The sequence below is a fragment of the Massiliimicrobium timonense genome (assembly GCF_002160865.1).
GTDB lineage: Bacteria > Bacillota_I > Bacilli_A > Erysipelotrichales > Coprobacillaceae > Allocoprobacillus.
Genome location: NZ_NFLJ01000023.1, coordinates 1 through 12,334, shown reverse-complemented (window position 1 = coordinate 12,334; position 12,334 = coordinate 1). Strand labels below are relative to the sequence as shown.

At 31.4% G+C, this 12,334-nt stretch carries 14 protein-coding genes; 6 read left to right on the top strand and 8 right to left on the bottom strand.

The features are described 5' to 3' along the window. Positions 1-68: 68 nt before the first annotated feature. A complete protein-coding gene (locus B5E75_RS08580; protein WP_087358394.1) occupies positions 69-629 on the top strand; it encodes a GNAT family N-acetyltransferase in 561 nt (186 codons plus the stop codon). Between the two features lie 38 nt (positions 630-667). On the opposite strand, the gene B5E75_RS08575 is transcribed toward B5E75_RS08580, so the two are convergent. The 3 genes from B5E75_RS08575 to B5E75_RS08565 are packed head-to-tail and all read right to left on the bottom strand — an operon-like array spanning position 668 to position 2,236. Beyond that, the gene (locus tag B5E75_RS08575) at positions 668-1,096 is read right to left on the bottom strand and encodes a DUF6120 family protein (protein WP_087358392.1); all 429 of its coding nucleotides are present in this window, start codon (positions 1,094-1,096) and stop codon (positions 668-670) included. After that, positions 1,077-1,382, bottom strand: coding sequence for a hypothetical protein (locus tag B5E75_RS08570; RefSeq protein ID WP_087358390.1), 306 nt, complete (start codon positions 1,380-1,382; stop codon positions 1,077-1,079). Before B5E75_RS08570 ends, B5E75_RS08575 begins: the two co-directional genes overlap by 20 nt. After that, positions 1,361-2,236 (bottom strand): LysR family transcriptional regulator, encoded by an 876-nt coding sequence (locus tag B5E75_RS08565; RefSeq protein ID WP_087358387.1) that lies wholly within the window; start codon positions 2,234-2,236, stop codon positions 1,361-1,363. The genes B5E75_RS08570 and B5E75_RS08565 overlap by 22 nt, the downstream gene beginning before the upstream one ends. A 97-nt stretch (positions 2,237-2,333) precedes the next feature. On the opposite strand from B5E75_RS08565, the gene B5E75_RS08560 reads away from it, so the two are divergent. Next, on the top strand, positions 2,334-4,037 hold the full coding sequence (locus B5E75_RS08560) for an ABC transporter ATP-binding protein (protein ID WP_087358385.1): 1,704 nt from the start codon (positions 2,334-2,336) through the stop codon (positions 4,035-4,037). Then, complete coding sequence (locus B5E75_RS08555) at positions 4,034-5,767, top strand: ABC transporter ATP-binding protein (protein ID WP_087358384.1); 1,734 nt, start codon at positions 4,034-4,036, stop codon at positions 5,765-5,767. Before B5E75_RS08560 ends, B5E75_RS08555 begins: the two co-directional genes overlap by 4 nt. 23 nt (positions 5,768-5,790) lie before the next feature. On the opposite strand, the gene B5E75_RS08550 is transcribed toward B5E75_RS08555, so the two are convergent. Then, positions 5,791-6,279, bottom strand: a complete 489-nt coding sequence (locus B5E75_RS08550) for a hypothetical protein (protein ID WP_087358382.1) — start codon at positions 6,277-6,279, stop codon at positions 5,791-5,793. Between the two features lie 124 nt (positions 6,280-6,403). Between B5E75_RS08550 and B5E75_RS08545 the strand changes: the two genes are divergently transcribed. Beyond that, positions 6,404-7,135 carry an acyl-[acyl-carrier-protein] thioesterase gene (locus tag B5E75_RS08545; RefSeq protein WP_087358380.1) on the top strand — a complete coding sequence of 244 codons (732 nt, stop codon included), beginning with the start codon at positions 6,404-6,406 and terminating at the stop codon, positions 7,133-7,135. 131 nt (positions 7,136-7,266) lie between these two features. Here the strand turns inward: B5E75_RS08545 and B5E75_RS08540 are convergent, their stop codons facing one another. Further along, positions 7,267-8,622 (bottom strand): MATE family efflux transporter, encoded by a 1,356-nt coding sequence (locus B5E75_RS08540; RefSeq protein ID WP_087358378.1) that lies wholly within the window; start codon positions 8,620-8,622, stop codon positions 7,267-7,269. Between the two features lie 81 nt (positions 8,623-8,703). On the opposite strand from B5E75_RS08540, the gene B5E75_RS08535 reads away from it, so the two are divergent. Further along, positions 8,704-9,294, top strand: a complete 591-nt coding sequence (locus B5E75_RS08535) for a hypothetical protein (protein WP_087358375.1) — start codon at positions 8,704-8,706, stop codon at positions 9,292-9,294. Here B5E75_RS08535 and B5E75_RS08530 read toward each other — a convergent pair. Beyond that, positions 9,285-10,193: an RluA family pseudouridine synthase gene (locus B5E75_RS08530; protein WP_087358373.1), complete on the bottom strand. Its 909-nt coding sequence runs from the start codon at positions 10,191-10,193 to the stop codon at positions 9,285-9,287. The genes B5E75_RS08535 and B5E75_RS08530 overlap by 10 nt on opposite strands. Then, positions 10,190-10,999 carry a putative RNA methyltransferase gene (locus tag B5E75_RS08525; protein ID WP_087358371.1) on the bottom strand — a complete coding sequence of 270 codons (810 nt, stop codon included), beginning with the start codon at positions 10,997-10,999 and terminating at the stop codon, positions 10,190-10,192. The genes B5E75_RS08530 and B5E75_RS08525 overlap by 4 nt, the downstream gene beginning before the upstream one ends. A 123-nt stretch (positions 11,000-11,122) precedes the next feature. Between B5E75_RS08525 and B5E75_RS08520 the strand changes: the two genes are divergently transcribed. Beyond that, positions 11,123-11,923, top strand: coding sequence for a MurR/RpiR family transcriptional regulator (locus B5E75_RS08520; protein WP_087358370.1), 801 nt, complete (start codon positions 11,123-11,125; stop codon positions 11,921-11,923). 19 nt (positions 11,924-11,942) lie between these two features. On the opposite strand, the gene B5E75_RS08515 is transcribed toward B5E75_RS08520, so the two are convergent. Then, positions 11,943-12,334 (bottom strand): DUF4351 domain-containing protein (locus tag B5E75_RS08515; RefSeq protein WP_143746950.1); only part of this gene is annotated, 392 nt, incomplete at its 5' end.

The following is a 12,334-nucleotide window of genomic DNA, read 5'->3' as shown; positions in this document are numbered from 1 at the left end:
CGAATGATTTTGATAATATAATTTCAAACGAAGTTAATAGTGAGCATTGTAAAGGAGAAATGGTTTATATGAATACAGATATTATTGATAAAAAGGATGGTTTTGTTATACGTTTAGCTAAAGAGGATGATGCAATCAATTATTATGAACAAAATTATTGTCCATTAGATAAGGAAGTAGCACGATTGACAGGGTGTAAAGAAGAATTTACAAAAGAAGAAGTCATATCTTTTTTTCTAAAATCAATCAAAGCAGATGATAGATATTTCTTTTTAATTATAGCACCCAATGGAGCAATCATAGGTGAAAGTGTAATCAATGAAATTGATTGGAATTTGAGGTGTGCTAATTTTCGAATTGCTCTTTATCAACAGACAGAAAGAGGAAAAGGCATTGGTACATGGGCAACAGAAATCACTCGAGATTTTGCTTTTGAAAAATTGAAATTACATCGTTTAGAATTAGATGTGTATTCATTTAACTCTAGAGCAGAGAAAGTATACTTAAAGGCAGGATTTAAGCAAGAAGGTGTTTTAAGAGATGCTATTATGGATGGTGATAGTTATGCCGATGATATTATAATGTCTATTTTAGAAGATGAGTGGAAAGCATTAAAGCAAGGAAAATAACAAAATTCTTATTCTTCATATAAAAACAATCTCAATGTTTATTCATCCATTGAGATTGTTCCATAATCATAAATAATTTCTTCCTCATAAGCAGGAAAACTTTCCATCATATTTTTATAATCTTGATAGTAGTGATATGTTGTCCATAATACATAAACAAGGCTTATAATGATAAGAGGAACGATGATAAAAGAACTGTATTTAATAATCTTTCTTGATTTCATATGTGTAATCACATAGTGGTCATCATAATGCTGATAAAAGAAAATAATAATATCTTCAGGAAGACCAAAACGTTCAATATAATCTTGATACGTAGCTTCTAAATGAGAGTTTTCATATTCGTGAAGTCTGATCTTTATTAATTTGAGAAATTCTTTTTCATGAAGATTATGTAGTGGGAAAGATTTATAAAGTTGGTGATAATATTTTTGGGTGATAGGATTTTTAAATTTCTGTTTTTTCATTTTGAAATAAAACCTCCATTTCTTGATGAATATGCTGATACTCTCTTTTTAATGTTGTATAACGCGAACAACCCGCTTCTTCGATATGATAGATGAGCTGCTGATGATAGCTATGAATAGAAATCATCTGTGTTTGACTGAGAAAGTACAATGAAGTTAAAAGTTCTCCTTCAATAACTGTAAAATGCTTTTTAAGAATATCATAGATCTGATCACTAGATAAATCTTGCTGTTTTAAAAGATGTAAAATAATAATCTCTAATTTTATAAATTGTGCGATATGCATATATTTTCTCCTTTTTGATGAATGAGTTGTATTAATGATTGAATAGAAGGGTTTAGAATTTCATTCTGTCTTGTAATCATTGTTAAATCTGTTTTTAAATTGTCATCTTCAATAATAACATTGATGAGTTGAGGATCATATAAAAATGATAAAATGCTTTGGGGAACAATCGCAATGCCTAGACCTGCTTTGGCCCATTGCAAGGAGGTTCTGGAGTCATCGCAGGTGACTTGAATATGAGGATGAAAATGCAAATTTAAACAATAATCAGTAATGAGTGAAAGATAACGCTGATGAATAATGAGTGGTTTATTTTGATAGTCAGACATATGTGTCATTTCTGGATTTAACAAGGTTGATTTCCCTACGGCTATCATGGGTTCTCTTAAAAAGGGTTGACAGTCAAGTTGACTTTGGTCAAAAGGCGTACGTACAATCCCTAAATCAATATGATGTGATAATAATAAATCAATAATTTCATAGGTACTCCCTTCATAAATGCGAAAAGAAAGTTGAAAAAGATAAGGATTCTGGGAAAGATATATAGGAAGAATGCTGGAGTTGGAAGAAGTAATACCGACTCTTAAGACTTCATTTTGCATATCTTGAATTTCATGAAAGGTCATTTCATTTAAAGAAATCATTTGTAAGCTTCTTTTATAAAAAATCTTACCTGCCTGTGTTAATTCAACCTTACGATGTCCTCTTTTTAATAAGGTCACACCTAATTCATCTTCTAATTGTTTAAGCTGCATAGATAAAGGTGGTTGTGCCATATGTAAAGTTTGGGCAGCTTTGGAAATGGTACCTTCCTCAACAATTGTTTTAAAATAAATCATTTGTTTAATATCCATGTTATCACCATATTTTAAAAGTATAAAAATTATATTTTATATATATTATACATATAATACATTTTTCGCTATAATAAATCAAGAAAGGATGATCAAGATGTGGATGAAATATCTAAAACCTTATCGTAAACAGGCAATTATTGGTTTTTTATTTAAATTAATTGAGGCTTTTTTTGAATTGATTGTTCCTATTGTCGTTGCCGATATTATTGATTATGGGATTGCGGCTAAAGATCAACAATATATTTTACATAAAGGGATTCTATTATTTATTTTGGCTATTTCAGGATATAGTTGTGCTTTGGTATGTCAATATTTTGCTTCAAAGACTTCTCAAGGATTTGGGACATATTTAAGAAATGATATGTTTAAAGCAATTAATGCTTATGATTATGAAAATATAGATAAAATTGGAATTCCATCATTGATGACACGTATTACAAATGATACGAATCAATTACAATTAGCTGTTGCGATGACGATTCGTCTAGCTTCACGTTCACCATTTTTAATTATAGGTTCATTAATCATGGCTTTTCGTATTAATGTATCAATGTCATTGATTTTTATTTGTGCAGCGCCTTTGTTAGCTTTATCTATTTATCTTGTGATGTCACGTTCTTTACCTTTGTATTTAAAGATTCAAAAACAATTAGATCATGTTTCATTGATTTGTCGTGAAAATTTAGCAGGAATACGTGTGATTCGTGCATTTTCTAAACAAAATCAAGAAAAAGAACGTTTTCATCAAGCTACACAAAAACAAAAAGATATGCAGATGCGTGTAGGAAAATTATCAGCACTACTCAATCCTAGTACGAGTGTGATTGTGAATTGTGCGATTTTAATGATTTTGTATGTAGGAAGTTTAAAGGTCAATAGTGGAACACTTTTACAGGGAGAAGTCATTGCATTAATCAATTATATGAATCAGATTTTATTATCTATGTTTGCCTTTGCGAATGTTATTGTCATTTATAACAAAGCGACAGCTTGTTATAAACGTGTGAAAGAAGTATTGTCTATTCAACCCGTTATTCAAGATGGTTTGCAGAAAATGGATCATCATGAAGGAGCATTGGTGACTTTTGATCATGTCAGTTTTTCTTATCAGGGAAGCCATGCTTTAAGTGATTTATCATTTTCTATTGAAAAAGGGGAAACTGTTGGAATTATTGGGGGAACAGGGTCTGGAAAGTCAACATTGGTGAATTTAATTCCCCGTTTTTATGAAGCTTCACAGGGGCAGATTTATATTAAGGATAGGCCTATTCAAAATTATTCTTTACAATCTTTACGACAAATGATAGGTTTTGTACCACAACAGGCATTGCTTTTTACGGGAACAATTAAAGATAATATATGCTTTGGAAAAGAAGATGCCAGTGATGATGAAATCATTGAAGCCTTAAACTTGGCACAGGCATCATTTGTAAAAGAGTGGAAAGATGGTATTTATAGTCATATCACACAAGGTGGTCATAATTTATCTGGCGGGCAAAAGCAACGTTTAACAATTGCGAGAGCATTAGTGAGAAATCCTGAACTCTTGATTCTTGATGACAGTGCCAGTGCGTTGGATTTTGCGACAGATGCTGCTTTAAGAAAAGCCATTGCATCGTTACCACAAACAACAATTATTGTATCACAGCGTGTCAGTGCCATTATGTATGCAGATAAGATTCTTGTGTTAAGTCATGGAGAATTGGTAGGAATAGGAAAACATGATGAATTATTGGAAAACTGTGAAATTTATCAACAAATCGTTCATTCTCAGTTATCAAAGGAGGTGGCATCATGAATCGTCAAACCATAGGTCGTTTACTATCGTTTTGCCGACCTTATATGAAATATTTATATTTTGCGTTGATTTGTTCTTCAGGACAGATTATTTTTACATTGTTGATTCCTGTATTTATTGGTCAGGCTGTTGATCATATTATTGGAAAGGGGCTTGTTGAGTTTGATTTGCTTTTTCAAAAGATGTTATGGATTTTGATGAGTGTAATCATTGCTGAAATATTCGACTGGATGGTTGTCAGATTATCAAATCGTATGACCTATTCTATCACCAAAGATTTACGTGATCAGTTATTTCAAAAGTATTCAACATTACCTTTACGATATATTGATCAACATGCACATGGAGATTTATTAAGTCGTATGATTAATGATATTGATTTAATTGGCGATGGTTTATTACAAGGCTTTACTCATTTGTTTAATGGTATTGCGACAATTATTGGGACAATCTGTTTTATGTTATATATTCAAACAACAGTTGCTTTGATTGTTATTGTATTAACACCTTTATCGCTTGTTGTTGCTACAATTATTGCCAATAAAACATATAAGTTTTTTCAGGAACAACTAGCTTTAAGAGGAGAACTGGGTGCTTATGTAGAGGAAATGATAGGTGGAGTCAAGGTGATTAAAGCTTTTGGTTATGAACAAAAAAATCAGGAACGTTTTGAAGAAATCAATCAACGTGTTTATGTGAGTGGTGTCAAATCACAGTTTTTAGGGGCCTTAGCCAATCCAAGTACTAGAGTTGTGAATAATATTGTCTATGCTAGTGTTTGTATAGCGGGTTCTTTATACGTGATTGCAGGATATATGACAGTAGGAGCTTTATCAAGTTTTTTAAGTTATGCCAATCAGTATACCAAACCATTTAATGAAATTTCTAACGTGTTTACTGAACTTCAGACAGCTCTTGCCTGTGCCACGCGTGTTTTTCATTTGCTTGATACACCATCAGAGCCTCAGCAGTCAAAAACACAGACTCTTGCTCATCGAGAAGGTCATGTCCAAATTCAAAATCTTGCTTTTTCCTATGATCCTAACAAACCATTGATTGAAAATTTAAATGTTGAAGCTAAACCTGGTCAAACGATTGCGATTGTTGGGCCAACAGGTTGTGGGAAAACAACATTGATTAATTTGTTGATGCGTTTTTATGAACCCCAACAAGGTCAAATTCTGATTGATGGAATCAATATTCAAAATATGAGTCGTGAATATGTACGCAGTCTTTATGGGATGGTTTTACAAGATTCATGGCTGTTTCAAGGAACGATTAAAGAGAATATTGCCTATGGTCAAAAAGCCAGTGATGAAGAAATTATTGCAGCTGCTAAAAAAGCACATGCTCATAAATTCATCATTCAATTAAAAGATGGTTATGATACACTCATTAGTGAGGATGGAGGAAATCTTTCTCAGGGTCAAAGACAACTTCTTTGTATTGCCCGTATTATGCTTGTTAAACCACCTATGCTGATTTTAGATGAAGCCACAAGTTCTATTGATACCCGTACAGAAAGACAGATTCAAGAAGCATTTGATTTGATGATGAAAGGAAGAACAACTTTTATTGTGGCTCATCGTTTGTCAACGATTCAAAAAGCAGATCAGATTTTAGTAATGAATCATGGTCAAATTATTGAACAAGGAAAACATGAAGAATTATTAGAACAACATGGTTTTTATCATCATTTATATTATAGTCAATTTGATATACAAAAATAAAAACACGAAAAATCGTGTTTTTATTATCGAGAAATCATTTTTCTTAATTTGGTTTTATTTACAAATCTTGTAGGAAAACTATAATCTTTTTGAGCATAGACAAAAGTTACTTTGTTGTTGTAGGTATAATTGACTTTTTTTAGTTTACGATAATCTATTAACATTCTTCCAACCATCAAGTTTTTACGTCCAACGAGGACAATCGTTGAAGCAAAGTAAGCATAAACAACAGAGATGAATGCAATAATATTTATACCATTATGGAAAAAACTCATATTAGAAGTTATTAAACCATAAATGATTAAAATGATTCCACCAACAGTTGCAATAAGATAAACAAGTGTGAGAATAGTATAAAAAATATATCCTCCCGTATTTAAACAAAGTTCTAAAGAATGATCTTGTTTACGACAACGGAAAAATGTAACAAGAATATTAACAATAGAATATGTAAACCATAAAAAAACAAGTCCTAAGATAAATGATAAGATTAATGAAACAACATCAAGCATAAATTCAAACTTCCTTTCATACCTCTCTATTATACATATAATTTTGCTTTTCGACTAGGAAAAAATGAAAATATGTGAAATCTTTATGAATTTTTATTATAATAGACACTAAGGAAGTGAAATTATGGATCAAAATTTAATAAGTACTGAAAAGAAAACAATAGAAATCAATGAAGTAGATGATATAGGAGAATACTTTTTTCATCATCTTTTGAATCTTTTTTCTCAGATTGCGACTGTGAATGCAATGAAAATTGGTGTCTGGAATCAAGCGATGATGTCCCAATATGGATGGGTGGTCGCCAAACAATATTTACATTTAGATGAACCTATTCGCTATCAGGATGAAATTGAATTATCAACAACAATTTCAAAAGGATCATTTGTATCTTTTCCAAGATATTATTATATAAAAAAGAATCAAAAAGTGATAGGAACATGTTCTTCTGTCTGGACATTATTAGACATTCAAAAAAGAAGAATGGTATCACCACAAAAGATTGGTATTATTTTTCCCGAAGTTTCTAAAGAACCATTATTAGATTTACCACCAATGATTCAAAAAAATCTGGAAATGACATATATCAAAGATCGTGAAGTTTTATATAGTGATGTTGATATCAATCAACATATGAACAATACACGTTATATTCAATGGGCATTGGATTTGATTGATTTTGATAAACATCACCAATGTTATATCCGTGATATCAATATCCAATATCGTAAAGAAATTAGACCTCGTGAAATGGTTAAACTTTTTATGGGGGAAGATGATCATCGTTATTTGATTGAAGGTAGAAATGAACAGGATGATGTTTATTTTACGATAGAAATTTATTTTTATGATAGATAATTTTCATAATATGAAAACATTTTTCATTTATTTATGGTATGATAAGCATGTCCCAAATATCTATAATCGTATTCGTTTTCCCGTAAGAATACAAATAGAAAAGAAAAGTTGTCATTGTGACAACTTTTTTTCTACGATAAATCTTTATGTAGCCATTTTCCACGTTGTTGACGATAAAGTAATAAGAGTCCTCTCACACAAAGTTCAATACACATTGCTAACCAGACACCATATAACCCCATTGTTTGCACAAGAATAACGGATAAGGTTAAACGTACGCCCCAGATACTCAATAGATTGAGTAAACTTGGAATCAGTGTATCACCAGCTCCACGTAAAGCTCCAGAAGCGACAATGGATACACCATAAAGGGGTTCAGCTAATAATTCAATTCTTAAGACATTGGTCGCTAAAGTTTGGGTCTGCAAATCAGGAGTTAAGATTTGAAAAACAAAAGGAGCAATAAAGAACATAATAATCGCAATTATACCCATAATGATGGCACCAAATGCGATTGTGAAATTAGAAAAGGATTTAGCGAGTTCTTTTCTTTTCGCACCCATGCATTGACCAACTAATGTTGTGGCGGCTGCCTCAAGACCATAGCCGGGCATATAACAAAGACTTTCGGCAGTGACAGCGAATGAATGGGCAGCTATTGCAATTGTTCCTAATGGGGCAATAATTTTTGTAGACATAATCATAGCTCCACAAATAGCAATATGTTCAAAAGCCAAAGGTGTGCCGATTGAAAAAGCATTTTGAAGGGTGTGTTTTTCTAAAAAGAAAGGTTCATTTTTCTTGAATTGTAATAGAGGAGAGCGAGATGTCGTATACCAGAAATTGATAATCGCAATGGTGAGTTGGGCAAAAGCTGTTCCTAAAGCGGCTCCAACGACGCCGAAGTAATGAATAAAAATCAAATTATAGATAACATCTAAACCACACATCGCAGCATTGAGAAAACTTGGTATTTTCATATTCCCACTACATTGTAACATGGATGAGCATAAACTGTTCATTTGGAGAATAGGCAGACTTAAAGTAAAAACAAGAAAGTAAGCTGAAGCATCATTAAAGATGATAGGATCACATCCTAACCATTTTAATAAGCTATGATTGACTAGAACTCCTAATCCTAAAAGAATAGAAGAAAAAATCAATGACGTTATAATTGCTAATCGAAAAGTCCTGCGTGCTTTTTGATTTTGATTAGCTCCAATGAGTTGAGCAACCTGCACTGCAAAGCTTGTTGCCATAGCAGAACATAATCCACTTAACAACCAGCTACTTGTGGAAACAATGCCAATCGAAGCTGAAGCATTAGGTCCCAGATGACCGACCATTGCAGCATCGATATATTGCATAAGAATAGATGATATTTGTGAGAGAATGGTAGGAATACTTAATTGAATGATGATATTTATTTTTTCTTTCTTTGTCAGAATTGTTTGATTTTTTATGACTTCAGTAAAATTTTTTGACATATAATTCCTCCCATCTTTTGAAAACTATTTTTATTATACAATATTTCATCGCTATGTTACAATGAATGGGGAGGAGAAATGATGGAAAAAGAACTTTCAATGATTCACATTTATGAAAACAATCAGCTTATTGGATATGGTGGCAATCAGGAATGGTTTGAAGATTCATGGGCACAAAAAGCAGGATGTGCCAGTGTTTTAGCAAGTCATCTTTATACTTATTACTTATCTTTGCATAGGCTTTCTAAAAAGGAATTTTTAAAAATCATGAATACTATGTATTTGTATTTTACACCGGGAAGACATGGATATCCATTTTTATATAAATTTGCGAGAACTTTTTGTCAAGTGATGCAAAAGCAACATATTGATTTAAAACCTGTATATTTAAAAAAACCTCAATCCTATCAACAGGCAATGAATTTTGTAAAAAAGAGTATTGATGATCATCATCCAGTATGTTTATTAATTTTATTTCATCAGGCTCCTGAATTAGAAGATGATAATTGGCATTGGGTCTGTATTACAGGTTATAAAGAAGATGATGATCAAGAAATGATTATTTTTTCTGATTGTGGTCAAAGACGTGAAATTGATGCTCATATTTTATTTGATATTAATGATGTGAATGTATTGAAAATGGTTACAATGAAAAAGGATCCTCAAAATTGAGGATCTATTTTTTGAATGATTTGTTTGATATCCAAACATGGAGGACATGTGAATAAAAGTTTTTTTTGTGTTATAGGATGAATCATTTCTATTTGATAAGCATGTAATGCCTGATGATTGATAAGTGATGAAGGATGACCATAGAGTCGATCGCCTAAAATAGGATGCCCAATAGAAGCCATGTGGACTCTAATTTGATGCTTTCTTCCACTTTCCAAAACACATTCAACGAGTGAAAGGTGATTTTGACAGCTTATAGCACGATAATGAGTTATAGCATCTTTACCATGAGGATGAACAATCATACGTTGTTGATGATGACGATCACGTCCAATGGCCTGATGAATCGTATGCCATTGATAATCTTTAAATTGACCTTCTACGATTGCCAGATAATGACGTTTAATTTTCTTGACTGAAAGTTGATAATCTAATAAAGGCTGAATAAAATGACATTTCACAAAAATCATCAGTCCACTTGTTTCATAATCAAGACGATGAATGAAACGGACAGGAAGATTGTAACCTTGTTGATGATAGTAACCACTGACACGATGTGCTAAAGAATTTATATCTTCTTGATGAGCAGGAAAAACCTGTAAAAAGGGAGGTTTATTGACAATCAACAAAAATTCGTCTTCAAAAATAATATCTAAATCTTGATAAACGGGAGCATACATGCCGTCATCTTTTGAAAAAGCTTCTAAGAAAGTTATCTGATCACCTTTAATGAGAACTGTAGATGGGGCAACATAGCGATTATTGACAAGATATAATTTATTTTGTTTCATTAGATGGATTGTTTTTTTGGATAAATGGAACTGTTGAAATAATTCTAGAATAGATATAGGTGAATCAATAAACAGAGTTAAATCAGAGTGGCGAATTTGATATTTCATAAAACTTGATAAACTGTAATACGAATATCTATTGTTGCATCAAATTCACCTAAAGTTTCTAAAACATGACGACGTTCTTTTTTGATATGATAGTAATGTGGGGTCATTTGGAGAAGGTTTAAAGTATCTTCTCTATTTTTTAAATGAATTGTTTGTTGATAGTCATAGCTTTCTACAATTGAAAAGGGTAATCGAATATATTGATCAGATTTGATTTTGATTTCATCATAAATAAGTTTTTTAAATTCAACTAAATGATAAGGATTGGCAGTTACATGAATAATATATCCCTTTTCTTTTAAACAACGTTTTAATTCTTGAATGTTGACAACCGTAAATAATGCAGTAATGACATCTAATGAATGATCAAAGATAGGAATATTTTTTGAGTTTCCAACAATCCAATAGATATCTTTGGTATATTTTGTGGCCATTTGTATTCCTACTTTAGATATATCTAGACCATAGATTGTAGAATGATCATGAAGCATTTCTTTCATACGATATGTGTAATATCCTTCACCGCATCCTAAATCTAAAAGCTGACGAGGGGAATGAGTATATTTTTGAATGCAGCGAATCACCTCGTTTAAAATACCATCATAATATCCCTTATTAAGATGTTGTTGACGACAAAGTAGACTTTCTTTATTATCACCGGGATTATTCGTTGCTTTATCTGGATTTAATAAAAGATTGATATACTTTTGTTTGGCTATGTCATAACAATGGCCATTGTGACAACGATAACTTTTCCCATCAAGTGTAAGTGGTTCATGACATTTTGGACAAGCAAGATAATGCATAGACTTCCTCCTTTTTTTGTGCATTATAACATGTTTTTGATGAAATAAAAAGCTTTCAACAAGAGAATATGAGGATGTATGAATGAAAAAGAGATGATATAATAATAGAATAGGAGGGATACTATGGGACTGAGTGATCAATTAGAAAATGAAACATTATATACAAAAACAGAATTAGAAATTATTCTCTATATTAAAAATAATCCACAATCTATTATTCATATGACAATTGGTGAACTGGCACAGGCTACATACTCATCTAATGCTACTATTATAAGAACATGTAGAAAGTTAGGTTATCATGGTTTTAGAGATTTCAAGATAGATTTTATGAAACATATAGAATCATTAAAGTATGTTAAACAAGATATTGATTTTTCATTCCCATTTCAAAATGATGAACCGACATGGCAGATTATTAATAATATTGCTAATGTCTATAAAGAAAGTATTGATCTTATTAATAGTGAGCTTCATATTGATGAGTTAGAACAGATTGTTGATTTATTAGACAAAGCGCAAAGAGTTTTTATTTATGCGATTGGTGATTCAAAAATTACTGCTATGAGTTTTACAAATAAACTGATTAAAATTGGGAAGTTCTTTTATATTGCAACTGAAAATAGAGAAGAAATTTCTTTTTCAATGGCAGCAACTCCTCAAGATGTGGCATTGTTTATTACTTATTCTAAACAGGATGTTTATCGTGATTCATTAAGAACATTATTATATAATCATGTTCCCATCATTACGATTACATCTAACGCTGATGATATCTTGTTTCAATATAGCCGTTATCATATATTGATACCACATAAAGAAAATAATGAAAAAATAGCGACATTCTACTCCCAAATATCTTTTCAATATGTTTTGAGTATACTTTATTCTTTGTTGTATAAAAGACATCAAAAAAGAAAATAGACACAATATCTATTTTCTTTTAAAACGATTGATGTAAAATTTCTTTAATATCTTCCTCTTTTTCTATATCAAAGATATGTAATGTTAAAGAATTAAGTTGTTTCTTGTTGCTTCGTTTGATTTCTTTAATAGTATCTTTTGATAAATTTCCAAACTTCTGATTCAATTGTTTAATAAGTGTCGTCATGATTCCTTCATTACGTCCAATTCTTTTTCCTTCATTTCGTCCTTTTTTTCTAATTCCTAATACATAGTCACTCATATTCGTTGCCCCTTTCTTTTTTTCAATCAACTGATAAATACGTTCATCATGAATCAATGTCCCTAATAGACATGCTACTTCATGGCTGACTATAAACTTTTCTGGTACCTTCTTCTTTGCATAAAGAACCTTCAGTCCTGTAATCAGAT